The following is a 24,567-nucleotide window of genomic DNA, read 5'->3' on the forward strand; positions in this document are numbered from 1 at the left end:
CCTTGCGACCTTTCTATCCAAATTTATAATGGCATAAGTCATGCCAACAGCATTGCCCCACAATTATCGAGGGTTAAGGGATGCCGAGTAATTTTCGCAGGCAAAAGTGCTGAAAAAGCATGCACAAATTGCCCACAAATAGCGCAGACGTAAAAAAGCCGCCCGATAATCGGGCGGCTTTTTCCAACAGCCATATAAATTGTGTAACAAAAAGACCAATCAGTTATAAGCGCTTTCAGAATGCTGGGTCTGGTCGAGACCAATAATCTCGTCTTCTTTTTCCACCCTGAGGCCGATGGTCTTGTTGAGAACAAAGGCGATGACGATGGTGACGATAAAGGCATAAGCACCGGCAGCGGCAACCGCAATCACCTGGGTCACGAACTGCTTTACGTTGCCCGACATGAGGCCGGTTGCACCGACCGTTGCCAGAACACCGGTGATGAGCGCGCCGAAGGTTCCGCCGACACCATGGACGCCGAAGGCATCAAGGGAATCGTCATATTTCAGCTTGGCCTTCATCATGACGCCCAGGTAGCAGACAACACCAGCGCCGACGCCGATGATCAGGGCAGCACCCGGTTGAACGAAGCCGGCCGCAGGAGTGATGCCGACCAGGCCGGCGACTACGCCTGAGCCAAAGCCGAGGGCCGAGGGCTTGCCCGCATGGATCCATTCTGCGACCATCCAGGCGAGGCCGCCGGCAGCAGGAGCAATAGTTGTGGTGGCAAAGGCAAGACCGGCCAAACCGCCTGCAGCATCGGAACAGTTAACACCGACAATGGCGCTGCCAGCGTTAAAGCCGAACCAGCCGAACCAGAGGAGACCGACACCCAGCATGGTGAGGGGAAGTGAGTGGGGAGCCATCCGCTCATGGGGGAAGCCGTGCCGCTTGCCGAGGAAAATGAGCATCGCCAGGGCAGAGATACCGGAGGAGAGATGGACGACGGTACCGCCGGCAAAGTCCAGGGCGCCTTTCTTGAAGAGCCAGCCGTCAACCATCCAGACCCAGTGAGCAAGCGGATCGTAAACGAGGGTGGTCCAGAGCAGGACGAAGAGGCAGTAGGCGGAGAACTTGATTCGCTCGGCCAGCGCACCGGATACGAGCGCCACGGTGATCATGGCGAACATGCACTGGTACATGGCGAAAACGTACTCCGGGATGGAGCCGGGCTCGGTCGTCACGTTCTGGAACAGGGTGTAGACCGGATTGCCGTCCTTGAAGGTGATGAGGCCGTTCAGCATCACCTTGCTCAGGTTGCCGAGGAGACCGCCGAAGGCGTCGGGGCCGAAGGCGAGGGAATAGCCAATGATCGCCCACTGCACCCCGACGATCCCCATGGCTACAAAAGAGTGCATCATCGTGGAAAGGACGTTCTTCCCGCGGACCATGCCGCCATAGAAGAGGGCAAGGCCGGGGATCATGAAGAGGACCAGGGCCGCCGAGGTCAGCATCCAGGCGGTGTCGCCGGTATTGAGCACCGGATCGACGTTTTTCGGGGCTGCGGCGGCAGGTGCAGCAGCGGCAGGTGCAGGGGTTGCGGCCGGAGCAGAAGCGGCCGGAGCGTCGGCAGCAGCGGCTGGAACTTTGGCCGGCTCTTCAGCCAATGCAGCAACGGGGGCCATAACGGCAGTTATGACCAGAAGCAGCTTTATAAACGACAGTTTGAATTTCATGATAACCTCCACTATACCTTTAGATATCTTTGTTTAAATGGCTTCCGCCCCTTTTTCACCGGTCCTGATCCTGACCGCCTCATCGAGCGGCAGAATGAAAATCTTGCCGTCGCCGATGCGACCTGTCTTGGCGGTGTTTTCGATGGTTTCAACCACCTTGGCCACCAGTTCGTCGTCCACGGCGATCTCCAGCTTTACCTTCGGAATAAAGTCCACCACGTATTCCGCTCCGCGATACAGTTCGGTATGCCCTTTCTGGCGGCCAAACCCCTTCACCTCGCTGACCGTTATCCCTTCGATGCCGATTTCATTCAAGGCATCCTTGACCTCGTCCAATTTAAACGGTTTGATAATGGCTTCGATAAGTTTCATTGTTTACTCCCCCTTTGCTAGCTTTACGATTATGGAATCTCGCCCTCTTGAAAAATGCGGGGGCATTGCTGCCCCCATTACATTGAAGGAGACCTAGGGGAAGTTGATATCGAGCTGGGTAGTAAAGGTGTTGTTGCCCGCCAGCGCTTTTTCCTTGTATATGTCATAGCCGAAGATTACCGAGACATTCTTGGCAAAGGCCCAGGATACACCGACGTTCACGGCGCCCATGACGTTGTTGCCGCCCATGTAATCCACCGCCATCCAGAGTTTGTCGGAAATCTCGCTCATGGTCCTGTCCCAGGAGAGAAGGACACCTTGATTCTGCGACTTGCTCGGATCCAGGCGTGTATCCTGGAAAGAATTTTTGGAACCGCGATAGTAACCAGCAGAAACCCTCCCCAGCGAAGGAACAGGGCCGATTGCAGGAATGGTCTTGGCCGCCAGGCCATAGATTATGTTCTGCCCCGAGACCACGAAAGGTGCGTTGCCTGCCGGCTGGGTCGGACCAATGTTGTACATGCCGAAGGCAAGGGCCGGAGATAATTTGAAAAGGGATTCTTCGGGAGTGCCGATTTTGAAATTGCCCATCAGCGGGTGGTTGTCGTTCGGGTTATTGGCGATGACCAGATAGTCAACACCAATTTCCATCTGCAACTTCTCGAAGGGAAGGATACCCGCGGTGAGGCCGATGTCCATTACGTTTGCGTCCCTGGTGGAAGACGGGGAGGGAGCTGACTTGGCTACTCCGGAAGCACGGAAATAGTTGTCGATGCCGAGATGCAGAGTCTTGTAACCCTGGACGTCCGTGGAAGGGATCCAGATCTGGGTGGAAGGGGTCGCCATTGCGACACCGGTTGCTGCCATCATAAGCATCGTTGCCAGGGAAAGAATCTTGGTAATCTTTTTCATTTGCATACTCCTTTGTAATTAAATATAAAATTATTTAACCTACTGTACCACGTCGTAAACCACTTGCAGCTCCATTGCCCCCTTTCCATGTTCTAAATAGTGTCCATCCGGAAACTCCGGATGAGAAACTATTGGTTTCCAATTCGGAAACGAGGGATTTTTGACTCGACCATACGGTCGACCCCTTTGGGGCGCCTTCGCGGTCCAACTCGCTTCGCTCGTTGTCGTCCTGGCAAGGAAATCGAGGGGTTGCGCGGAGGCGTACATCGGTACGCCGCACAAGCAAGCCTGAAGATTGACACCGCCAGGGCGGAAAAGAACCGTTTCCGGATGGAAACTAAATAAAAAAGCGCCTCCCACCATGCGGTGAAGAGGCGCCATTGCCTGTACCATCTGTTCAAATGCACAACACTGTGCGTCGATAATTTACGAAAATGCTAAAAGCACAAGCCGTGCCACATGTATTTGCAAAATGAATTGTCAAATAATTACGAATTGTTACAAAAAAGTCAGAAAATCATGACAATAAAAAGCGGGGCCGATCTGCACTCTTGGCCCCGCTTCTGATTATTTTTTATGCAGCTCTGCGTTTCATTTCCAGGCAGCTTTTCACGCCGCTTTCAGACCACGATGTTCGGACTTGTAAAGCCGGCGCAGGTCCTTATCGCTCAACGGCCGCTTCATCCGCTGGGCAATGGTTCGAACCTGCTCCATGAGGCAGACCGCCTCTTTTCTGTTAACAACAATGCCCATATTCCTGTAACGCTCCACCAGCCCGCTGGTCCCGGAATGCTTGCCGACGACGATATGCCGGTGCAGTCCGACCTCGGCCGGGTCGAAGCCTTCGTAGTTGAGCGGGTTTTTGAGTACGCCGTCTGCATGGAGCCCCGACTCGTGGGAAAAGACCCGTTCCCCTACCACCGCTTTCCAGGCCGGCACCGGCCGCTGGGAAGCCTTGCCGACAAAACGGGAGATCTCCACGAAGCGGTGGGTGTCGACGCCGGGATCGATGCCGCAGGCATGCTTGAGACCCATCACCACCTCTTCCAGTGCCGCATTGCCGGCCCGTTCTCCGAGGCCGTTGACCGTTGTGTTGACGAAGCGTGCGCCGGCCTTGATCCCGGCAATGGCATTGGCGGTCGCCATCCCCAGATCATTATGGGTGTGCACCTCGATATCCAAATCCGGCACCCCGCTGCGCAGTGCCCTGACCCTGTCGAACATGGTAAAGGGATCAAGAATACCGAGGGTGTCGCAGAAGCGGAACCTGTCCCCTCCAAGCTCCCGGGTGATCTCCATCAGCTCGCAAAGAAAGCCGATATCAGCCCGGCTGGCATCCTCCCCCCCGACCGAAACGTAGAGGTTGTGTGCCTTGGCGAACCCCAAGGCGGTCTTCAACTGCTCCTTCACCCACTCACGGCTCTTGCGCAATTTGTGGGCAATCATCTGATCGGACACGGAAAGGGATATGTCGACAGCCATGATGCCGCAGTCGAGACTGGCCTGGATGTCGGGAATCACCGCCCGGTTCCAGGTGATGAGGCGGGCGGACAATCCCAGATCGACAAGGGCGCGGATGGAATCGCGCTCCTCCTCTCCCATGGCCGGAATGCCGCATTCCAGTTCCTGCACGCCGATGGCATCGAGCATCCTGGCGATGGCAATCTTCTCCTTCTTGCTGAAGACCACTCCGGCGGTCTGCTCCCCATCCCGTAGCGTCGTGTCGTCGATGATGATGTCACCGTGCACCATATTTTTCATAGCCGCTTCCTCCCCAAACAACAGAAAGGCCCCGACCGTAAAGATTGTTCGATGTTCTACGTTCGAAGTTCTATGTTTAAAACCTAGAACCTTGAACGTAGAACCTTGAACCGTTTCTTCGGTTCCGGGGCCTCGTTGCCACGTGTCCAACTTCTTAAATTGCTCAAGCAATAGGCATGCCAGTACCTGAAAGCCGTTAAACACAGGATACCGACGTGGAAGAGAGGAACTTGTGCCTCTTTTTTACACAAACATGATCTACTTTGTGGAATTGTACGCCGAACTAAAGCTGGACCGGACAGTTACGGTATGATATGAATTGGCCATGCTCAAAAGAATCAACCTTCTGCGCGAATTCTCGATCCCCCTCCTTGCCGGGGTGCTGACCGCCCTGGTCTGGGCCAATGTTGCGCCGGACAGCTATCACAAGTTCAACCACGACCACTTCCTGGGGCCGCTCAGTTTTCACTTCGTCACCAACGACATCTTCATGGCCTTCTTCTTCGCCATCGCCGCGGTCGAGATAACCCAGAGCTGCCTCCCCGGCGGAGACATGAGTCCCCTCAACAAAGCGCTAAATCCGCTCCTGGCGACAGCCGGCGGGGTAGTCGGGCCTGTCGGGGTCTATCTGGCGCTGAACAGCCTGGTCGGCTCTTCGGCCTTCACCAACGGCTGGGGTATCCCCACCGCCACCGACATCGCCTTCGCCTGGCTGGCGGCGCGCCTCATTTTCGGCAAAAATCATCCGGTCATCGCCTTCCTGCTCCTCCTGGCCATTGCCGACGATGCCATCGGGCTGGTGATCATCGCCGTCTTTTATCCCGACCCGGTCCTCCCCGTGGCGCCACCCTGGCTCATGCTCACCGCCGCCGGAATGCTGATCGCCTTTATCCTGCGCAGGAAGCAGGTGAAAAGCTACTGGCCGTACCTCCTCTTCGGCGGCGTCCCAAGCTGGTTCGGACTCTTCAAAGCGCACCTCCACCCGGCCCTGGCACTGGTCTTCATCATACCGTTCCTGCCTCACCCCACCAGGGAGGTAAAACACATGTTCGAAGAGGACCCGAAGGATTACTCTCCCCTGGCCCGGTTCGAACACGAATGGAAGATCATCGTCGACTTCGGCCTTTTCATGTTCGGCCTCGCCAATGCGGGGGTCGGATTTTCCGCCATGAATACGGTCACCTGGCTGGTTTTCTGCGCACTTTTGTTCGGCAAAGTGACCGGCATATTTGTCTTTGCGCTCCTCGGAGAGAAGCTCGGCTTTCCCCTTCCCCAGGGGATGGGAAGAAGGCATCTACTGGTTGCCGGCATAATCGCCGGAATCGGTTTCACGGTGGCCCTGTTCGTCGCGGGAGAAGCTTTTACCGACCCAGTCGTGCAGGGTGCGGCAAAGATGGGGGCGATCTTAAGCATCGCCGTCTTCCCGGTCGCCATGGCGGCAGCTAAGTTGCTGGGCATCAGGAAAAGGGGGCATTCATCTTCATAATTTCCGCGACGATGCCCACTCCACTTCCGGCCCCTGGCCGACGGCCCCACCCTGCTCCCCCCCGCGCAGACGGAAGTATTCCTCCGGCGTGTTGACGTTGCTGAAGGAGGCGAAGGCCGGGTCGAACCGGGCCACCTCCTCCGCGTTCACCTTGTTGACGTTGGTGCGGTCGAAGAATGAGACGATCCGCCTCTCGCCGGTCAGGAGGGTCGCCTCGATGGCCGCCAGGCACCCCTTGCCGTAGACGGCATGGAGCGGCTCCAGGCCACCCGGGCTTTCCGGTATGAGCACACCTCCCCTATCCGCCCGGCCGGCCAGGTGCCTGATCAGATCTGCGTTCAGGTACGGCATGTCGCAGGCAACGGTAAAGATCGCCGGGTTGGCACTGTGGGAAAGCCCCGAATGGATGCCGGCCAGGGCGCCCATCCCCGGAAAGAGGTCCGGCACCTTGCGGCATGGGAGAAAGGCATATTGCTCCGGGTTGTTGGTGACGAGGATCACCTCGTCGAAGAGCTCGGCCAACTGGCGGTGGATCGCCTCGATGAAGCGCCCCCCCCGATACGGCAGGAGCGCCTTGTTGCTCCCCATGCGGGTGGAGGCGCCGCCGGCGAGGATCACGCCGGTGACACCGGGGATCGGGTGCGGGGCCCCTGTAGGGGCGCGGTCTCCGCGCCCTGGGCGGGGGCACCCCGCCCCTACAGATTGTTCAATAAGCAGCCGTTCTTGATGTGCATAGACCGTGAACTTACCCCCCCGCACGTACCCTATGAGGCAGATCCCCGCATCGTCGCACATCCGCACTGCCAGGTCGGTCGGGGAGGTGCGGGAGGCGATGAGGGAGATGCCGAGCCGGGCCGCCTTTGCCGCCATCTCGGTGGATACCCGGCCGGAGGTGACGAGCATCTTTCCCGCGAGCTCGATCCCCTTCAGGAGCGCCTCGCCGGCGATCCGGTCGAGGGTGTTGTGCCGGCCGATGTCCTCGGCAAAGAGGACGAGGTTTCCAAAGGCGTCGCCTACCGCGGCCGAGTGGATGCCACCGTGGCTTCTGTAGCCCTCTGCCCGCCGAGCCAGCTCCTCCATGAGGCGAAAGACGGCAGCCGGGGTGAAGCGATCGGTTGTCGCCTGGAGAGGGGGTTCCGGCATATCCAGATTAAAAGTAATTCCGGTGCCGCAGCCGCTGGTGAGCACCGGTTTCAGCCGCTCGGGGAGCTCCCCCCTGATCCGGACGCTGGCGATGCCGAAATCCTCGCATACCGAGAGGACGTGGAAGTCGGCGACGGACGCCACGAACCCCTGGAGGCGGAGAAACCCCGCCACCAGGAAGCGCAGCTCGTGCGGGGAGGCAACAAGGGTCGCGAGCTCCCGGCCGTTCACGTGCAGGACCAGCGGGAACTCCCGCACCACGGCCCCTTCCTTCGGCTCCAGTCGCCCGTTTGTGTAAGTATGGATCGTTTTCATGTCAAAACCTCTACGATTAGTACCGATCTTCAGCAAGACCCGGAAAACCCCGAAAACCTTTGAACCGCTAAGTCGCAACCAAAAGTAGGCGCTTCCAAGCGAGAACGCGAAGAAAACCAGAATCGAAAGGGTTTAACCCCTGGAAGGATTAACGCCTTCTTTGCGTCCCTTGCGTCTTGAGCAACCGAAGGGAGCGGGCGGTTCAAAGGTTTTTGTTCGGAGTTAGTTTTCTCATTTCCCCCGCTCGAACCCTTCCCGCGTTGCCAACAGATCGAGATGCATCGTTGCCAGGTCCTCGGCATCGAGGGGTACGCCGGCGTGCCCCTTGCGTGAGTCCCGCGTCTTGATGTAGCGGCTGCAGCTGCGGCAGACGTCCACCCGGACCGGCCCGTCCCCCGCCTCGAAGTAGGAGAGCTTCTCCGCCTCCTCGCTGCCGCAGTAGGGGCACTTGATCCGGGTGAAGGGCCAGCTGAACGAGCAGGACGAACATGAGAGGAAACGCCTCCCGTCCTCCCCGGCCAGCTCCGCCATGCCTGGCCGGGAGCCGCAGACCGGGCAGAACCCCTCCTTCCACCCCTCCACCAGCGCAGGCTCCACCGATTCGGCAAACTCCTCCAGGGCCGTCCTGAGGGCCGTCTCCAGGACGAACTCCAGGAGCGGGGGAGAGACACAGCAGACGGCAGACGCCTCCACGATCGCCTCCCGCTCCCGCGCCAGACATCCCCGGAAAAGCCGGGGAAGGTCGAGCCCTCCCCCGTGGAGCGCCTGCCGGAGAAGAGAAAGCTCACCCTTTCCATCCCTCCCCACCCTCGTCATCACCTCGATGACGCTGTCGAGAAAGTGGGTGGCTCTGGCAGGGTCCACCGTCATCGCTTCCGGGGCGAGGAGCGGGAATCCGAACCGCATCCGCTCTTCTGCGGTGAGGTGGGAGGTGCGGGAGAACGATATCCCCGTCTCCCCCTCCCGCCCTGCGACCGTGACATAGAGCTCGCGGAAGAGGGTGAGGAGGTCGGCATACTCCGGTGTCTCTCGGCAAACGTCGTCGAGAAAGGCCTTTTTCTCAGCAATTTTTGTCATTAATGGACCTCTTTTCGGAAATTCATGGATTTGACGTCCTTGTACCACTTCGGATGATGCTTCCTTGCCCAGGGCCTGGTCACCCTCCCCCAGAGCATGGCCTCGATGGTGCCGGGATTGCCGATGGTCGCCAGGTAGACGTGGACGATGACGAACATGACCGACAGGACGAAAAAGAGGCCGTGGACCAGGAGAGAGAGCTGGACGAGCCAGCGGGGGAAGGAGGCGGGTGCCCAGATGAAGATCCCCGTGACGCCGAGGAGCAGGGTCGCGGCGCCGATGAAGAGCGCGAAGAGCTTCTGGCCGGGATTGTACTTGCCGATATTGAAGTGGGTCGCCTCCCTGGAGAGGTAGCCGCCGCGCTGTTCTATCCAGCGCCGGTCGTCCGCGTCGAAAGTGGCGACCTCCTTTCTATGGGAGAGGTACATGTAGAGGGAGCTCAGGAAGAAGACGACCCCGGCGATCTTGTGGACCGCGATGGCGTTTCGCCCCCCGCCGAACAGGGTGAAATAACCGTTGAAGAGCCGAGAATACAGGCCGAGCCCGGAGAGGAGGAGGGTGAAGAAGCTCCCGGTCACGATCCAGTGCAGGACCCGCTCCTGTGCGCTGAAGCGCTCGATGTAGTTACTCATGGCTCTCCTCCTTGTTGTTGGTTTCGTCGTCGAGCTTCTTCGGCCCGATGGTCACGTAGTGGAGCAGCATGGCGCCGACGCTCCCCCAGAAACCGAGGATGCCGAGCGGCTTTATCACGTCCTTCCAGAGGAAGATGGAGACGGGGATGGAAGGCTTCGCGGGGAGGCCGTACTCCTCCGGCTTCCCCTCCAGCGCATAGACCACGCCGAGCCCCATCAGGTCGCTCTCCCCGTAGATGCTCTTCTTTGCTGCCTTGGCCCTGGCGACCAGCTCGGCCCGGTTGCCGAACTGGATGGACTGGGTGGGACAGGCCTTGGCGCAGGCGGGGGGCATGCCGCCGGCCACCCGGTCCCCGCAGAGGTTGCACTTGGAGACCTTGTCGTCTGTCCCGTAGCGTGGGATGTTGAAGGGGCAGGCGGATACACAGTACTTGCATGAAATGCACTTCTCCCTGTTGAAGGCTACGATCCCCTCCTTTGTCCGGTAGAGGGCGCCCGGCGACGGGCAAACCTTCATGCAGCCGGCGTCGCCGCAGTGCATGCAGCGCTCGTTCATGAAGAGCCATTTCACGCTGCCGCTATCCGCCTGCTCCACGAACCTGATCCGGTTGTAGAGGTTGGGGGTCAGGTCCCGGGGGTTCTCGAAGCTCCCCTGGTTGGCGGTCTTGTCCGCCTCCAGCTTGTTCCACTGCTTGCAGGCCACCTGACAGGAGCGGCAGCCGATGCAGCGGGTCGTGTCGATCAGAAATCCCTTTCTCGTCTCAGCCATCTCCCGTCACCCCTTTCTCTTGATCCCGACCATAAACGCCTTGGTTTCGGGAATCATGGTATTTGCATCGCCGGCAGTCGGCGTCAGCAGGTTTGCCGCATCCCCCACCCCCGGCGTGAACCAGCCGAAGCACCAGGGAAGTCCGACCTCGTGCACGGTCCGGCCGCCGATCTGGAACGGCCGCATGCGCGGGGTGACGACGGCGACAGCCTCAATCGCGCCCCTGACCGAGGCCACCTCTACGATATCGCCGTTTCTGATCCCCTTTTCTTTCGCCAGCTCGACGCTCATCTCGACGAACTGGCGCGGCTGCAACTCCAGCAGCCACGGGGTATTGCGGGTCATGACCCCGGTCTGCCAGTGCTCGGTCACCCGGTAGGTGGTCCCCACGTAAGGGAAGCGGACGTCGCAGGTGGCATAGGCATCCTCGGCAAGCCCCGCGTTGGCGAAGAGCTTGATGGCCGGGTTGACCGTCTGCTTCGACATGAGGTTTTCCGGCACCGGGCATTCGAGGGGCTCGTAATGCTCTGGGAACGGCCCGTCCTTCATGCCGGGGCCGAACAGGGCGCCCACCCCGTCAGGCCGCATGATGAAAGGCTTTCTCCCCTCCTTGGCATCTGCCATGGGAGGCCAGGGGCCGTCGGGGACATCCCCCTCCCACTTGCCCACCTTTCCGTCGGGGAGGACGGCCGTCGGGTTCCAGTAGACGACCGCCTTCTTCATGTTGTAGGGCTTGCCGTCCGGGTTGACCGAGGCCCGGTTGTAGATGATGCGCCGGTTCACCGGCCAGGCCCACGCCCATTCGGGGAAGAGGCCGAGGCCGGTCGGGTCCTTCTTTGCCCGCCGCGCCATGAGGTTCCCCTTCTCGTTGTAGCTCTGGCAGTAGATCCAGTTGCCGCACGAGGTGGTGCCGTCGGCCTGGAGCTTGGCGAAGCCGTCGATGAGCTCCCCCTTCTTCCCCAGGGGCTTCTTCTCCCAGGGCTTGGGTATCACCTTAGGTGGCGGTGGATTCTCACCAGGTTTCAGAGGCTTCGGCTTCTCCTCCACCTCCTCCAGGAAGGAGCCGTTGATCTCCTTCGCCACCGCATGGATGTCGACGCTCCTGATGGTGCCGTCGGCCCGTTTGAAACCGTAGTTCCAGGTGAGGTTGGTGAGTTGCTCGGGGAGCGCCCCCCCATCTTTGGCATAGAGTCCCTTCAGCCTGAAGAAGAGCTCGTTGATGATCTCCGCGTCCGGCTTCGACTGCCCCAGGGGCTTCACCGCCGCGTAGCGCCACTGGGCCCAGCGGCCGGAGTTGGAGATGCTCCCCTCCTTCTCGAAGGAGGCGGCCGCAGGGAGGAAGAAGACCTCGGTCGGCACCTTGGAGGGCTCCATGCCCGGTCCTTTCCAGAAGGAGGCGGTCTCGTTGTCGAAGAGGTTGACCGTCACCATCCAGTCGAGCTTGGCGAGGGCCTTCCTCACCTTGTTGGCATTGCTCCCGGAACAGGCCGGGTTCTGCCCCCAGGCGAAGAACCCCTTGAACTTGCCGCGGATCATGTTGTCGAAGATCATGAGCCAGGAGCCGTTCATCCCCGGGTCGAGCTTGGGGAGCCACTGGTAGCCGAAGTCGTTCTCCTTCGTCGCCTTTGCCCCGTAGATCGCCTTCAGGTAGCTCGCGATGTACTTGGGGCGGTTCTGCCACCAGTTGGCGCTCTGGGGGTCCTTCGTCTTCGGGGTGTGCTTCTCGTTGTAGGCGGAGAGGTCCTTGAGGTCGGCCGAAGGGACCGGGAGATAGCCGGGGAGAATATGGAAGAGGAGCCCGTGGTCCGTGGAGCCCTGGACGTTGGATTCCCCGCGCAGGGCGTTGATGCCGCCACCCGCCACCCCCATGTTGCCCAGAAGGAGCTGGATGATGGACATGGCGCGGATGTTCTGGGTGCCGACCGTGTGCTGGGTCCACCCCATGGCGTAGAGGGACGTCCCCGCCCGGTCCGGCGCGCCGGTGGAGGCGTAGGCCTTGTATACCTCCAGGAGCTTATCCTTGGGGGTGCCGGTGATCTGCGACACCTTGTCGGGGGTGTAACGTGCGTAGTGCCGCCGCAGGAGCTGGAAGACGCAGTTCGGGTCCTTGAGGGCCGGGTCCCGCAGCACGTTGTCGTCCCCGTCCTTCTGGAATCCCCACGCCTTCGGGTCGTAGCTCCGCTTCTTCGGGTCGTAGCCGGAGAAGAGGCCGGCAAGCTCCCCCGGCAGCTTGAATTCCGGGTTCACCAGGAAGGAGGCGTTGGTGTAATTCTTCACGTACTCGTCGAAATAGAGCCTGTTCTCCAGGATGTAGCTGATCATCCCGCCGAGGAAGGCGATGTCGGTCCCCGAGCGAAGCGGCGCGTAGATGTCCGCCTTCGAAGCGCTGCGGGTGAAGCGGGGGTCGACGCAGATCACCTTGGCGCCCGCGTCCTTCGCCTTCATGATCCAGCGGAAGGAGACCGGGTGGTTCTCCGCCGGGTTCGCACCCATGATGAGGATTACGTCCGCATTCTTGAAATCGATCCAGTGGTTCGTCATTGCACCGCGTCCAAACGACTCTGCCAGAGCCGCTACAGTTGCGCTGTGTCAAATGCGCGCCTGATGTTCGATATACACCAGGCCCAACCCCCTCAAGAATTTCTGATACAGATAGCACTCCTCGTTGTCGAGGGCGGCGCTCCCCACCGAGGCGATCCCCATGGTCCGGTTCACCACCGCCTCGATCTCCTTCTCCACCTCCGCGCCCGCCACCTTCTCCTTCACCTTGATCTTCGAAGAGGGGACGAAGGAGGCGTCCCTGGTTTTCTTCACCCTTTTCGCGATCTCGTCAATGGCCCACTCCCAGGTGACCGTCTGCCACTCGTGTGAGCCGGGGGCCCGGTACATCGGCCGCGTCACCCGGGCCGGGTTGTCCCGGAGCTGGTAGACCGACGAACCCTTCGGGCAGAGGCTCCCCTCGCTGATCGGGTGATCGGGGTCCCCCTCGATGTTGATGACGCTGCCGTTCAGCGTGTGGACGATCATCCCGCACCCCACCGAACAGTAGGGGCAGATGGTCGTCGTCTCTTTGGCGTAGCGGATGGCGAGCTCCCCCGCTTTCGCCTCGACCGGCGCGAGGTTGAGACCGAGGGTGGTCGCCGCCACCCCCGCCCCGGAGATCCTGAAAAAATCCCTCCTTGAAATACCCATGAATCTTACCTCCCTGGTTTTAATTCTCCTGATTAGCCGGTTAAAAACGAACTCCGAATGGAAACCCTTGAACCGCCCGCTCCCTTCGGTCACTCAAGACGCAAGGAAAGCGCTAATCCTTCCAGGGGGCAAACCCTTTCGATTCCGGTTTTCTTCGCGTCTTTGCGGTTCGAAGGTTTCCAGAAAATAACAATGTTTAAAATTTATGTTTAAATTCTCTTTTAATTTCGCTATGATTTGATAATGTTTTAGCATAAAGCAACAAACGTTCCATATTTCAAAACATCGGTTTATCAAACTCAACCCCTTGATTTTGCGTCTGAGAAGAATCCTGGCGGAAGAATTGAGGAGGAGCTGACGCAGAGAGGAGCGGGTACTTTTTTCCGCTCGCCGGGTCATTATTACCCGTAGTATCCAGGAAACGGGAGAGGTGGAAACAGTGGTGCAGGGAGGAAAGGTATACATCTGCGACGACGAAGAGGAGATGCGCCGCTACCTGAGGAAGATACTCCATTCCCACGGCTTCACCGTCGAGACCTTTGCTGGCGGGGGAGCACTCCTGGAGCGGCTGGAGCGTGAAGAAAACGGCGCCCCGGACATCCTCCTCCAGGACATCCGCATGCCGGAGCTGGACGGCATCGAGGTCCTGAAACGGGTGCGGAAACTGCGGCCATCGCTGCCGGTGGTGATCATGACAGGCTACGGCACCATCGATTCGGCGGTGGAAGCGATCAAGCTCGGGGCGTACGACTACATCACCAAGCCCTTTCCCAAGGAAAAGATTCTCGGGGTGATGGTGAAGGCCCTGGAGCGGGAATTTCTGTTGAGCGAGAACAGGGGGCTCAAAGAGGAGCTTTGCAGGCAGTCATCACCGGGAGAGATAGTCTTTGCCAGCGAAAAGTTTCGCGATGCCTTCGAGCTGACCCTCCAGGTGGCGGGAAGCGACGCGAACATCGTCATTCGCGGGGAATCGGGAACCGGCAAGGAACTCATCGCCCGGGCCATACACCACAACAGCCCGCGCAGGTCATGCCGCTTCCTTTCCGTCAACTGTGCCGCCCTCTCCGACACCCTGCTGGAAAGCCAGCTGTTCGGCCACGTGCGCGGCGCCTTCACCGGCGCCGTTACCAGCCAGAAAGGGCTCCTGGAAGAGTCCAGCGAAGGGACCCTTTTTCTGGATGAGATCGGCGACATAAGTCCGTCTCTCCAGGCCAAGCTGCTGCGGGTCATACAGGAGAGGGAATTTCTGGCTGTAGGCTCGACAAGGCCGAAATCGGTCGATGTCCGCTTCGTGGCCGCCACCAACAAGGACCTGGAAAGGGAAGTGAAGGCCGGACGTTTCCGCGAGGACCTCTACTACCGTCTGCACGTCATCAGCATCAACCTCCCCCCCTTGAGGGAAAGGAAGGAAGACATAGTACCGCTCGCGGAGCATTTCCTGGCCAAGTATGCACGGCGCACGCGAAAACGGGTAAGCGGCATAACCGGCGATGCCCTCCGCCTCCTTGCCGGATACGACTGGCCCGGGAACGTCAGGGAGCTGGAAAACGTCATCGAGCGGGCCGTCATCCTGGCAAGGGGGGAACGGCTCACGGCGGAGCTCTTCCCCGTGAGAAACTCCGCAGACGCCCCGGCGCCCCATTCCGAAACCGAAGCCACCTCGCTGGAGAGCGCCGAACGGGCCCACATCATGAAAATACTGGGGAAGAGCGGGTTCCACAGAACCCGCGCGGCCGAAGTCCTCGGCATCACCCGCAAGACCCTGAGCCGCAAGATTGCCGAATACGCCATTGAACTCCCCTGCGACACGTCCGACGACGACTGACCAGGAGCATGAATGCCTCCGCTACGTTTCTCCATAAGGACCAAGCTGACGATCGGCGCACTGGTGCCGCTCTTCGTCGCCATACTCGTCTGCTCCCTGGCAGGCGTCTACATCATCAATTCCGGCATCGTCAGGCAGGCCCAGGACAAGGTGAGGATCGATCTCAACTCCGCCCGAGAGATCTATCTCAACGAGATCGCCCACATCCGCGACGTGGTGAGATTTACGGCCAACACCCCCTCTGCATCGCTGGCAATCTCACGAAGCGACCGCCGGGCCATCGCCCCTTTTCTCTCCGCTCAGCGCGAAAACGAGCAACTGGATATCCTTACGGCCGTGGGACTCAACGGGCGCGTCCTCTTCCGGGCCAGGAACCCGGCGGTCTTCGGCGACAGCCGCATCGCGGACCAGTTGGTGGCGCGGGCACTCAGGGGCGAGGTGCTTGCCGGCACAGAGGTCATGCCCCCCGGGGAGCTGACGAAGGAAGGGGAGGAGTTGGCCCGGCAGGCAACCATCAAGGTGGTGCCGACCCCCCGGGCGAGACCCGCCGGCAAGGAGGCCGAACACGCCGGCATGCTGCTGGTCGCCTCGGCACCCGTGAGAGACGCAGCGGGGCGCATCGTCGGCGTCCTCTATGGGGGGACTCTCCTGAACGGCAACAACGTGCTGGTGGACAAGATAAAGAGGATCGTCTACGAGGGGGTCCAGTTCAACGGGGAGGACGTGGGAACCGCGACCATCTTCCTGGACGACCTCCGCATAACCACAAACGTGCAGACCATGAATGGACGAAGGGCCATAGGGACCAGGCTCTCCGAGGAGGTCTACAACCGCGTCGTCGTCAACAGGGAGAAGTGGGTGGACAGGGCCTTCGTGGTCAAGGACTGGTACTTTTCCGCCTACGAGCCGATCCTGGACCTGAACGGCGCCGTCGTCGGCTCCCTCTATGTGGGGATGCTGGAAAAGCCCTACTCGGGGATCAAGAAGAAGGTGAACCTGATCTTCGGGGGGGTGCTGCTCCTGGGCTCCCTGATAGGCCTCGCCGTCTCCGGCTTCATCGGCAGGCGGCTGGCACACCCCATCCGCGAGCTGCAGATGCTGGCGAGGCGCTTCTCCACCGGCGAGCGGGGGGTGGAGATCGCCGTGACGACCGGAGACGAGATCGGCGACCTGGCGGGCGAATTCAACAACATGACCAGGAATCTCATCCAGCGAGAGGAGGAGATCAGGGAGCTGAACCGCGAACTGGAGCGGAAGGTGCGGGAGAGGACGGCGGAGCTGGAAGAGAAGAACCTCCTCCTCATCAAGGCAAGGGAAGAGCTCGTGCGGGCCGAGAAGCTCGCCGCGATCGGTGAGCTGGCCGCCGGCGTAGCCCATGAGATAAACAACCCCATGGCAATCATCCGGGGAAACTCGGAAATCCTGCAGATGGACATCCATCCTGAAGATCCGAGCCGCGAAGAGGTGGATATCATCGCGCAGCAGGTGTGGCGCGTGGAGAAGATCGTCGCCAATCTCCTCCGGTTTGCGCGCCGGGAGCGCAAGCACCCGGGGAAGGCGGACGTCAATCGGATGCTGGACGAGATCCTGACCCAGGCGGGTCACCAGGTGCCGCTGGAAGGTATCACCTTCAGGAAATGCTTCGCCCCCGACCTCGCCGACATCGAGGGGGACCCGGACCAGCTGCGGCAGGTATTCACCAACCTCATCCTCAACGCCATCCATGCCATGCCCGAGGGGGGGACGCTTTGCGTCGCCACCAAGTTGGTTCGAGGTTCGGGGTTCGAGGTTGGAGGTTTACGGGAAAACGTCGAACCAGGTTCCAGCGTCGAACGTCGAACGTCGAACATCGAACCCGACCGAGATTTCGTAGAAATTTCGGTCGAGGACACGGGGATCGGCATCCCGCCGGAAAACCTGGAGCAGATATTCAACCCGTTCTTCACCACCCGGCCGAGCGGCACCGGTCTGGGACTGTCGGTCTCCTACGGGATCGTGAAGAGCCACGGCGGCAAGATCGAGGTGACCAGCGAGCAGGGAAAGGGGAGCGCGTTCCGGGTCACCCTCCCCCTGATGCAGGGGCGATGAAACCGCTATTTCCCCTCAACCATATCGTCCGCATATCTGAGCATATCTGCCTTCCTCCGATGATTTGATTCATGTTGAAAGGGTGAAGTAAAAGGTCGCCCCCTTGCCCGGCTCCCCCTTGGCCCACACCCGGCCGCCGTGGCGTTGGATGATCCGCTCCACCGTGGCGAGACCGATGCCGTGTCCCCTGAATTCATCGGTGCCGGGAAGCCGCTGGAAAGGGGCAAAGAGCTTGTCCGCATCCGCCATGTCGAATCCGGCTCCGTTGTCGCGGACGAAACAGGCAGGCTTTCCATCGACTTTTGTCGTACCGAACTCGATGATCCCTTCATCCCGCGTGCCGGTGTATTTCCAGGCGTTGCCGAGGAGGTTATCCAGGACCACCCGGAGCAAACCCGCATCCCCGTCGGCACTAACGCCGTCGGTGATCAGGAACGTGACCCGGCGCCCCGGCTCGACCAGTTTCAGCTCCTCAGCCACCTCATGTGCCATGGCGGAGAGATCAATCGTTTCCCGGCGCGGCTCGATATGGGCCAGGCGGGAGAAATTGAGCAGGGCATCGATGAGCTGGTTCATGCTCAGGGTCCCGTCATTGATCTCCTGCAGATAGCCCTGGCACTGGGCGTTCAGGTTGTTGCCGCACGACTCCTGAATGATCTGGCAGTAGCCGTTGATGACCGTCAGAGGCTTGCGCAGGTCGTGGGAGACGGAATAGCTGAAAGCCTCCAGTTCCCTGTTGGCCGTTTCCAGCTCGAAAGCCCGCGCTGCCAAATTGGTGTTCAGGATTTCGACCTCCTCCTCGGCCCGTTTTCGGGCGGTGATATCGTTCACCAGGCTCAGGAGACATCGTTGCGTGCCGATCTCGATGATTTCCGCCGAATAGAGGCCGACGATAAAGGTGCCCGGTTTGCTCCTGAAGCCGATCTCCAGTTCGCGCACCTTCTTTCCTGCCGCAAGCATCCGGAGCACCATGGCCCGGTCTTCCGGCTTCTGCCAGATGTGGAGCTCCAGCGAAGAACGGCCGATCACCTCGTCGCGCCGATAGCCCATTACCCGTTCGAATGCCTCGTTGACCTCCATGTACCTCCCGTCTTCAAGGGAGGCGATGACGAGGACGGTCGGAGTGGCCTGGAAGGCCAGGGAGAACTTCTGCTCCGATCTGATGAGCGCTTCCTCCACCCGCTTGCGCTCGGTGACATCCTGACACACGACCAGGACGTTGAGCGTGCCGTTCAGGTCGTGCACCGCCTGCGCTATTTCCTCCACCCACAGCACCTCCCCGTCTTTGCGGATCTTGCGAAACTGCCAGCGATGCACCTGATCGGGGTTCCGCAAGCACGCATGCAGCTGCTCGGCCACGGCAGGGCGATCGTCTTCATGGAACAGCTTCAGCACCGACTGACCTTCCAGTTCGTCTATCGTGTAGCCCAGTTGACTTGCGCAAGATGGATTGACCGAGAGCATCGTCCACTCGGTATCGAGGGTAACGATCATGGTCGGGTTGTCTCGAAACAAGGCCCGATAGCGTGCTTCGCTGAAGCGCAGGGCATCTTCCACCATTTTTCGCCCGCTGATGTCGCGCGTCACTTTTGAGAAGCCCCGCAGGTTCCCGTTTTCATCGCGCAGCGCGGTAATTATCACATCGGCCCAGAACCGGCTCCCATCCTTGCGGATCAGCCACCCCTCGCCTTCAACCCGCCCCTCGTCTGCTGCTTTTTTCAGTTCTTCTGCGGGCTTGCCCGCATCGCGCTCCTCTTCGGGATAAAAACAGGAAAAATGTCTGCCGATAATCTCTTTTTCCCCATAACCCTTCAAGCGTTCGGCACCCACATTCCAATTCAGGACATTTCCCTGTGCGTCGAGCATGAAAATAGCGTAGTCCTTCACGCATTCCACCTGTATGCGAAACAGCTCCTCGCTATCCTGAAGACGCGACTCGTACTGCTTGCGGAAGGTCATGTCGCTGACGAAGGCCAGAACGAGAACGCCGTTTATGGTTTCGATAAAGCTCAGGCTGATTTCCACAGGGAACTCGCTTCCGTCCCGGCGGCGGCCGGCAAGGTCAAGGAGCTGCCCCATCGGCCTGATCCTGGGCTCTGCGAAGAAATGCGCCTCATGCTCTTCATGGGCTTTACGGAAGCGTTCAGGAATGAGAATGGAGTGGGGCTTCCCGATGAGCTCCTTCGTCGGATAACCGAACATCTGCTCGGCGCGGGCATTGACCAGCAGAACGGTCCCGGAGTTGTCGATGATGACAATCCCTTCGGCGAGCGACTCCAGAAGGGTGCGTACCGTGACATCGCCCTGGAAAAGTCCGGAGGCAAAGGCTATTTGCCGCTGGATTCTCAATTCCTGTTCCTGGCGTGCCTTTTCCTTATCAAGGTCGGGTGTGGACATGTGGTTCTCCACTGCTCTGTTGCAGATTGTGTAATGGCGAAAACTTGTAATGTGAATGCTGTCATCAGTCTCGGTGATGCATTAATTATCCAAAACAGTGTGCTTCGTAAGGCGGTTACGGACCGGATGGCCATTTAAAATATATTAATATTACCATCAGTGGTGGGTGGGGCAAGTGCGGGGCACAAATATCCTGGACGCGGCCACTGCCCTATCCTGGACATCTACGGCCTTGTTCGCTAGACTCGCTGGTTCGCCCTCTCACGGCGCAAACATTTCAGCAAGAATCGACAAAACCTCTTCTTGCGTCTGTTGATCGATTCTCCCGAGCTTTTGAATAAGCCGCGATTTGTCTATCGTTCTGATTTGGTCAAGGACCACTTGCCCACCCTTGCCCTTGAAAGTGCACTGCACTCTTGTAGGATAATCCCTGCCTTTGGTCGTCATTGGCGCTACGATAACGGTAGCAATATACCGGTTCATCTCATCGGGCGAAATGACGATACGCGGCCGGGCTTTGCGGATCTCACTGCCGACAGTCGGGTCCAAGTTGACCAGATAAACATCGAATCGTTTGATTACCATTCCCATTCATCCTTATCCCAGTCTGTTTCTCCGCTCAAATCCACGTCAATCATCTTATCGTCGCCGCTCTCAGCCATGAGCCGAAATTTTTCCCCCCACCCTTGACGGGGGTGAGACGCAGAGCGGATGACTATTTTTTCATCTTCCACCACAAGTTCCACCTCCGTTCCAAGATGACTCTGTTCAAGGAGAACTTTAGGAATCCTTATACCTTGGGAATTTCCTATGCGTATTATGTTTGTCCTCATATTTGATTTCCTCCAAAGGTAATGATTGCTTGAGTGCATACATTGTAATTACTAACGTAAAAGGCGTCAAGATATTCTTTAATCCCTTCTCCATGCTCCGCGGTCAGTATTTTCTTAAAGTTCGGCCATTCGGTCCGTTAATGAGCCAGATAGCTGACAGGGTACAAGAATCAGCAAAAACGGTTGGAAGTCTGGGAGCACGTAGCGACCAGATCGGCGCCATCATCGGCACTATCGAAGACATCGCTGACCAGACCAACCTGCTTGCTTTGAATGCTGCCATTGAAGCAGCCCGCGCGGGTGAACAGAGGAGAGGTTTTGCGGTTGTTGCCGATGAAGTCAGAGCGCTTGCAGAGCGCACCACACGGGCAACAAAAGAGATCGGCGGAATGATAAAAGCCATCCAGAACGAGACAAAAGGCGCTGTTGCGGTTATGGAACAGGGGGTGCATCAGGTAGAAACGTTTCAAGCCAGCGTTGTCCGGTTTGGTTTTTGCTTACGTCCCGTAGGGACAGAATACTGGTAGCCGGGGAATTCATTCCCCGGTCATCCAGGCGAAATATCATCACGTCACGTACGTGACGTGGGGAAATATAGCATCTCATCCGGGGGATGAATCCCCCGGCTACATTCGAACGCCCCTAATGGGGCTTAACAACCTTGATGCACAAACCAAACCGGACAACGCTGGTTTCAAGCAGGTTTATCGCTTGAATATGTGTTCAGTTCAAACTTTTTCAGGCTGATGAAACATCGCCTGAAGACAGGCAGGATGCCTATCCTCCGACGTCAAAACATAACATGCTGAAAAGTTACGCTTTTTAAGGTTCATTGGTGACAGCGCCGGGAGAAGAATCCCCGAACTCCGTCAGGTGCTTCCGGTGGCGAAGCGGCACAAGCTGCCGCTGGAGGTCGGGATTGCGCCGCGCTTCGATGGCGAGACGCTTGAAATAGCCTTGCCACAGGGCGGCGCAGACATCTTCCTCCTTCGTGCTTCTGGGCACACCGGCCAGCTCGACGCCACGCAGGAGCTTGACCCGCCCCCCTTCGCAGAACAGAGCCTGGCCGCGGCGCAGATCGTGGATCACCCAGGGGCGGTCAGCCAGACGGTCTGCAAAGTGGGGGGCCAGGAACGGCAGGACGTCGGTTTCCGGTTCGATCGGGGCATAGAATAACGAGGCGCTCCCGGACCACTCGACCTCCCGGAAGCGGACGAAACCGAGAAAACGGTGCACCTCCCGCTCTACCCGCCGCGCCAGTTGCTGCACCGGCTGGACCAGCGGATCGGCCTTCATCCCTTCCAGCCGCCGTCCCACCCGGAAGCCGAGCCGGAGATAGCGCCACAGAAGAAGCTCCACGCCACTGGCCTCGCTGTGAAAGGCATGGCGCGCAGTGGCAAAGGCATCCCGCGAGACCTCGCGGACGATACGCTCAAAGAAGGCCAGGGCGACATCCCGGTCTGACGCCACCGCCACGACCTGGTCGAACAGGCCGCCGTCACCCCCCTCTCCCCGGAAGAACCCCGCCGGTTCAGCATCGTCGATGGTCAGGGCCGTCGCGCAGAGGAATCCCTCGAAACTCCCGTCATAGCGGATGATCGTCACAACTCCCCCGTCATTGCCGAGCTGTCCACCAAAGAGGGAAACAGCTCCAGTTGGGCCTGCCGCGCCTTCTGCCGGTTCGGCGCCAGGAGCACCTCCGCCAGCCGCGCCTCGTCCAGCGTCTTTCCCGCAAGGCTCCGCCCGCCTGCGGTGAGAAACCAGCGCGCCCGCTTCAGCACCACCCCGAGCCGCTTCAGTTCCGCCTCGCCCAGACGGGTATGACGCCTGGCCTGGACGATCCTTTGGGCCGAGCGGACGCCGATACCCGGCACCCGCAACAGCACCTCGTAATCGGCCCGGTTCACCTCCACCGGGAAGAGGTGCAGGTGGCGCATGGCCCAGCAGGTCTTGGGATCGAAGCGCTGGTCCAGGTTGGGGCGGCACTCGTCCAGGAGTTCGTGGGCGCTGAAGCCATAAAAGCGGAGCAGCCAGTCGGCCTGGTAGAGGCGGTGCTCCCGCAAAAGTGGCGGGCCTGCCAGGGCGGGGAGGCGGTTGTCGCTTGCCACGGGAATGAAGGCGGAGTAGTAGACCCGCTTCATCCCCAGGCGCTGGTAGAGGCCCTCGCTCAGGGTGATGATCTCCCGGTCGCTCTCCGGCGTGGCCCCCACGATCAACTGGGTACTCTGCCCGGCCGGGGCGAACTGCGGCGCCTTGCGCGATTTGCTGCGTTCCTCCCTGGCAGACTCGATCAGCCCGGAGAGCTGGCGCATCGGTTTAATAACCGCGTCGCGGGGCTTGTCGAGGGCCAGGAGGTACAGGCTTTGGCGGGACGGCAGCTCGATGTTGACGCTCACCCGGTCCGCATACAGCCCTACTTCCTCAACCAGCAGCGGATCGGCCCCCGGCACCACCTTCAGGTGGATGTACCCGTTGAAGCGTTCCTCTTCCCTGAGCCTGCGGGCCACGGCGATCAACTGCTCCATGGTGTGGTCAGGCGAGCGCACCACGCCGGTGCTGAGAAACAGACCTTCGATGTAGTTGCGTCGGTAGAAATCCGCGGTCAGGCGCACCACCTCGTCGGGAGTCAGTGCGGCACGGGGGATGTCGTTGCTGCGACGGTTGATGCAGTAGGCGCAGTCGTAGATGCAGGCGTTGGTGAGGAGGATCTTGAAGAGCGAGATGCAGCGGCCGTCGGCGGTCCAGGTGTGGCAGATGCCGCTGGACGCGGCGCTACCAAGCCCGCCCGGCACACCCTTGCGGCTGCTGCCGCTGGAGGAGCAGGAGACGTCGTATTTAGCGCTGTCGGCAAGGATTTCCAGGCGCTGAGCTAAGGGGAGATCGTTCATGGTACGGAGAATGCCACAGGAGTGCGACAGGATACGTCACATTCTCTAAATTAATCGGTATGCAGCATTCCTTATCGGGGAAGCGACAAGGGTAGGTTGACGAACTGCTTTGCGCCGGTTACCTGAATACGGCCGGAAGGTCTACTGTCAAATCCTCAAAGATACCAACACGAATCGTATCCTCTTCGGCATAGATTCCAGGCCTGCCATAGCGGCCGTCTGCGCCGATGGTAAAGACCATCACGGTTTTTGCAGTCGGGTCGGCTAACCAGTATTCCCTCACCCCGGCCCGTTCATAGCGCAGAAACTTGTCCTTCAGGTCCTTACGGGATGTTGCCGGCGAAAGTACCTCTACAATCAGGTCCGGGCTCCCCTTGCAGCCTGCATCATCCAGTTTGCTCTGGTCGCAGATGACGGCGATATCCGGCTGGACAACCGTCGCAACGTCGTCATCCGCTTCGTCGGCTTCCGGCAGGCGCACGTCGAAGTGAGCGGCGTAAACTTCGCAGGGCTTATCGGTCAGGTAATTGGCGAACTGGCGGAACAGCTCTCCGGCTATCTTCTGGTGTTTTCTTGAAGGCGCCGGTGTCATGCTGTAAGGAACTCCGTCGATCAGCTCCCAGGATTTCCCGTCATTCCACTTTTTGTACTCGCCGTAGGTGTACCGCTCATTCGCATTCAACGCCAAAGGTCCCATCGCGCGCTCCTTCTTGCCGGATGATATCTTGTCGCAAGTATACAGAAACAGGCTTGATTTTCCAGCAAAAAGAATGCGGCGCAAAGAGGCCCGCCACTGGATGCGACGGGCCTCTTCGTGCAGAAGTATCACAGCCGTTCGACTACTGCGGCTCCTTGTCCAGCTTTGCCACATCGTCGCCGCTGCTGGCTTTCTTAAAATTTCTGATACCGCTTCCCAGCGCCTGGCCAAGCTGCGGCAGTTTTGCCGGGCCGACCACGACCAGCGCCAGCACCAATATTATGATCATTTCCGGCATGCCGAATCCAAACATCTGTCTTCTCCTTTTGTCCTTTAACCAAAAATCTCAGGTTAATCCAGTATTGTCCGGTTTGAACTATGCAATGACTCTCCAAGCCATAAAAACCAGCACATTACACCCTCCCCCACCCCCTCCCATCAAGGGAGGGGAGCTTCAAAGTCCCCTCGCCCCTTGTGGGAGAGGGCTAGGGTGAGGGGGGAAG

General features: G+C 59.4%; 19 protein-coding genes and 1 pseudogene. 4 read left to right on the forward strand and 16 right to left on the reverse strand.

Annotated elements, in window-relative coordinates; translation table 11 throughout:
• Nucleotides 1–219: 219 nt before the first annotated feature.
• The 4 genes from GURA_RS17130 to nifV all read right to left on the reverse strand — a co-directional run bounded on the left by GURA_RS17130 (nucleotide 220) and on the right by nifV (nucleotide 4,722).
• A complete protein-coding gene (locus tag GURA_RS17130) occupies nucleotides 220–1,677 on the reverse strand; it encodes an ammonium transporter (RefSeq protein WP_011940183.1) in 1,458 nt (485 codons plus the stop codon).
• A gap of 33 nt (nucleotides 1,678–1,710) precedes the next feature.
• Nucleotides 1,711–2,049 (reverse strand): P-II family nitrogen regulator, encoded by a 339-nt coding sequence (locus GURA_RS17135; RefSeq protein WP_011940184.1) that lies wholly within the window; start codon nucleotides 2,047–2,049, stop codon nucleotides 1,711–1,713.
• Between the two features lie 93 nt (nucleotides 2,050–2,142).
• Complete coding sequence (locus tag GURA_RS17140; protein ID WP_011940185.1) at nucleotides 2,143–2,961, reverse strand: hypothetical protein; 819 nt, start codon at nucleotides 2,959–2,961, stop codon at nucleotides 2,143–2,145.
• A 609-nt stretch (nucleotides 2,962–3,570) separates the two neighbouring features.
• Nucleotides 3,571–4,722: a homocitrate synthase gene (gene nifV, locus GURA_RS17150; protein WP_011940186.1), complete on the reverse strand. Its 1,152-nt coding sequence runs from the start codon at nucleotides 4,720–4,722 to the stop codon at nucleotides 3,571–3,573.
• Between the two features lie 325 nt (nucleotides 4,723–5,047).
• Between nifV and GURA_RS17155 the strand changes: the two genes are divergently transcribed.
• Nucleotides 5,048–6,208 carry a Na+/H+ antiporter NhaA gene (locus GURA_RS17155; RefSeq protein ID WP_011940187.1) on the forward strand — a complete coding sequence of 387 codons (1,161 nt, stop codon included), beginning with the start codon at nucleotides 5,048–5,050 and terminating at the stop codon, nucleotides 6,206–6,208.
• On the opposite strand, the gene fdhD is transcribed toward GURA_RS17155, so the two are convergent.
• From fdhD to fdnG, 5 genes are all read right to left on the reverse strand, one after another.
• Nucleotides 6,203–7,666: a formate dehydrogenase accessory sulfurtransferase FdhD gene (gene fdhD, locus GURA_RS17160; RefSeq protein WP_011940188.1), complete on the reverse strand. Its 1,464-nt coding sequence runs from the start codon at nucleotides 7,664–7,666 to the stop codon at nucleotides 6,203–6,205. The genes GURA_RS17155 and fdhD overlap by 6 nt on opposite strands.
• A 231-nt stretch (nucleotides 7,667–7,897) precedes the next feature.
• Nucleotides 7,898–8,743 carry a formate dehydrogenase accessory protein FdhE gene (locus GURA_RS17165; RefSeq protein ID WP_011940189.1) on the reverse strand — a complete coding sequence of 282 codons (846 nt, stop codon included), beginning with the start codon at nucleotides 8,741–8,743 and terminating at the stop codon, nucleotides 7,898–7,900.
• On the reverse strand, nucleotides 8,743–9,375 hold the full coding sequence (locus tag GURA_RS17170) for a formate dehydrogenase subunit gamma (protein ID WP_011940190.1): 633 nt from the start codon (nucleotides 9,373–9,375) through the stop codon (nucleotides 8,743–8,745). Before GURA_RS17170 ends, GURA_RS17165 begins: the two co-directional genes overlap by 1 nt.
• Nucleotides 9,368–10,144: a 4Fe-4S dicluster domain-containing protein gene (locus tag GURA_RS17175; RefSeq protein WP_011940191.1), complete on the reverse strand. Its 777-nt coding sequence runs from the start codon at nucleotides 10,142–10,144 to the stop codon at nucleotides 9,368–9,370. The genes GURA_RS17170 and GURA_RS17175 overlap by 8 nt, the downstream gene beginning before the upstream one ends.
• A 6-nt stretch (nucleotides 10,145–10,150) precedes the next feature.
• Nucleotides 10,151–13,336, reverse strand: coding sequence for a formate dehydrogenase-N subunit alpha (gene fdnG / locus GURA_RS17180; RefSeq protein ID WP_011940192.1), 3,186 nt, complete (start codon nucleotides 13,334–13,336; stop codon nucleotides 10,151–10,153).
• A gap of 439 nt (nucleotides 13,337–13,775) precedes the next feature.
• Between fdnG and GURA_RS17190 the strand changes: the two genes are divergently transcribed.
• Together GURA_RS17190 and GURA_RS17195 are read left to right on the forward strand one after the other, a co-directional pair.
• Nucleotides 13,776–15,161, forward strand: a complete 1,386-nt coding sequence (locus tag GURA_RS17190) for a sigma-54-dependent transcriptional regulator (protein ID WP_011940193.1) — start codon at nucleotides 13,776–13,778, stop codon at nucleotides 15,159–15,161.
• A gap of 12 nt (nucleotides 15,162–15,173) precedes the next feature.
• A complete protein-coding gene (locus tag GURA_RS17195) occupies nucleotides 15,174–17,249 on the forward strand; it encodes a cache domain-containing protein (protein WP_011940194.1) in 2,076 nt (691 codons plus the stop codon).
• 69 nt (nucleotides 17,250–17,318) lie between these two features.
• On the opposite strand, the gene GURA_RS23015 is transcribed toward GURA_RS17195, so the two are convergent.
• From GURA_RS23015 to GURA_RS17210, 3 genes are all read right to left on the reverse strand, one after another.
• Nucleotides 17,319–19,646, reverse strand: coding sequence for a PAS domain S-box protein (locus tag GURA_RS23015; RefSeq protein ID WP_011940195.1), 2,328 nt, complete (start codon nucleotides 19,644–19,646; stop codon nucleotides 17,319–17,321).
• Nucleotides 19,647–19,907: 261 nt separating this feature from the next.
• Complete coding sequence (locus GURA_RS17205; RefSeq protein ID WP_011940196.1) at nucleotides 19,908–20,237, reverse strand: type II toxin-antitoxin system PemK/MazF family toxin; 330 nt, start codon at nucleotides 20,235–20,237, stop codon at nucleotides 19,908–19,910.
• Complete coding sequence (locus GURA_RS17210) at nucleotides 20,225–20,479, reverse strand: AbrB/MazE/SpoVT family DNA-binding domain-containing protein (RefSeq protein ID WP_011940197.1); 255 nt, start codon at nucleotides 20,477–20,479, stop codon at nucleotides 20,225–20,227. The genes GURA_RS17205 and GURA_RS17210 overlap by 13 nt, the downstream gene beginning before the upstream one ends.
• Before the next feature lie 137 nt (nucleotides 20,480–20,616).
• Here GURA_RS17210 and GURA_RS17215 point away from each other — a divergent pair.
• Nucleotides 20,617–20,988: pseudogene (locus tag GURA_RS17215) on the forward strand (methyl-accepting chemotaxis protein); the annotation flags it as partial.
• Nucleotides 20,989–21,301: 313 nt separating this feature from the next.
• Here the strand turns inward: GURA_RS17215 and GURA_RS17220 are convergent.
• From GURA_RS17220 to GURA_RS17235, 4 genes are all read right to left on the reverse strand, one after another.
• On the reverse strand, nucleotides 21,302–22,084 hold the full coding sequence (locus GURA_RS17220; protein WP_011940198.1) for a TIGR03915 family putative DNA repair protein: 783 nt from the start codon (nucleotides 22,082–22,084) through the stop codon (nucleotides 21,302–21,304).
• On the reverse strand, nucleotides 22,081–23,367 hold the full coding sequence (locus GURA_RS17225; RefSeq protein ID WP_011940199.1) for a putative DNA modification/repair radical SAM protein: 1,287 nt from the start codon (nucleotides 23,365–23,367) through the stop codon (nucleotides 22,081–22,083). Before GURA_RS17225 ends, GURA_RS17220 begins: the two co-directional genes overlap by 4 nt.
• Before the next feature lie 118 nt (nucleotides 23,368–23,485).
• Nucleotides 23,486–24,064: a Uma2 family endonuclease gene (locus GURA_RS17230; protein WP_011940200.1), complete on the reverse strand. Its 579-nt coding sequence runs from the start codon at nucleotides 24,062–24,064 to the stop codon at nucleotides 23,486–23,488.
• Between the two features lie 142 nt (nucleotides 24,065–24,206).
• A complete protein-coding gene (locus tag GURA_RS17235; protein ID WP_011940201.1) occupies nucleotides 24,207–24,377 on the reverse strand; it encodes a twin-arginine translocase TatA/TatE family subunit in 171 nt (56 codons plus the stop codon).
• Nucleotides 24,378–24,567 lie beyond the last annotated feature (190 nt).

This window comes from Geotalea uraniireducens Rf4 (assembly GCF_000016745.1).
Classification (GTDB): Bacteria; Desulfobacterota; Desulfuromonadia; order Geobacterales; family Geobacteraceae; genus Geotalea; species Geotalea uraniireducens.

What these genes read in the sequence shown, in the direction of transcription:
- GURA_RS17130 (WP_011940183.1), bottom strand. Translation starts at nt 1,677, where the DNA reads ATGAAATTCAAACTGTCGTTTATAAAGCTGCTTCTGGTCATAACTGCC.
- GURA_RS17135 (WP_011940184.1), bottom strand. Translation starts at nt 2,049, where the DNA reads ATGAAACTTATCGAAGCCATTATCAAACCGTTTAAATTGGACGAGGTC.
- GURA_RS17140 (WP_011940185.1), bottom strand. Translation starts at nt 2,961, where the DNA reads ATGAAAAAGATTACCAAGATTCTTTCCCTGGCAACGATGCTTATGATG.
- nifV (WP_011940186.1), bottom strand. Translation starts at nt 4,722, where the DNA reads ATGAAAAATATGGTGCACGGTGACATCATCATCGACGACACGACGCTA.
- GURA_RS17155 (WP_011940187.1), top strand. Translation starts at nt 5,048, where the DNA reads ATGCTCAAAAGAATCAACCTTCTGCGCGAATTCTCGATCCCCCTCCTT.
- fdhD (WP_011940188.1), bottom strand. Translation starts at nt 7,666, where the DNA reads ATGAAAACGATCCATACTTACACAAACGGGCGACTGGAGCCGAAGGAA.
- GURA_RS17165 (WP_011940189.1), bottom strand. Translation starts at nt 8,743, where the DNA reads ATGACAAAAATTGCTGAGAAAAAGGCCTTTCTCGACGACGTTTGCCGA.
- GURA_RS17170 (WP_011940190.1), bottom strand. Translation starts at nt 9,375, where the DNA reads ATGAGTAACTACATCGAGCGCTTCAGCGCACAGGAGCGGGTCCTGCAC.
- GURA_RS17175 (WP_011940191.1), bottom strand. Translation starts at nt 10,144, where the DNA reads ATGGCTGAGACGAGAAAGGGATTTCTGATCGACACGACCCGCTGCATC.
- GURA_RS17195 (WP_011940194.1), top strand. Translation starts at nt 15,174, where the DNA reads ATGCCTCCGCTACGTTTCTCCATAAGGACCAAGCTGACGATCGGCGCA.
- GURA_RS23015 (WP_011940195.1), bottom strand. Translation starts at nt 19,646, where the DNA reads ATGTCCACACCCGACCTTGATAAGGAAAAGGCACGCCAGGAACAGGAA.
- GURA_RS17205 (WP_011940196.1), bottom strand. Translation starts at nt 20,237, where the DNA reads ATGGGAATGGTAATCAAACGATTCGATGTTTATCTGGTCAACTTGGAC.
- GURA_RS17210 (WP_011940197.1), bottom strand. Translation starts at nt 20,479, where the DNA reads ATGAGGACAAACATAATACGCATAGGAAATTCCCAAGGTATAAGGATT.
- GURA_RS17225 (WP_011940199.1), bottom strand. Translation starts at nt 23,367, where the DNA reads ATGAACGATCTCCCCTTAGCTCAGCGCCTGGAAATCCTTGCCGACAGC.
- GURA_RS17230 (WP_011940200.1), bottom strand. Translation starts at nt 24,064, where the DNA reads ATGGGACCTTTGGCGTTGAATGCGAATGAGCGGTACACCTACGGCGAG.
- GURA_RS17235 (WP_011940201.1), bottom strand. Translation starts at nt 24,377, where the DNA reads ATGTTTGGATTCGGCATGCCGGAAATGATCATAATATTGGTGCTGGCG.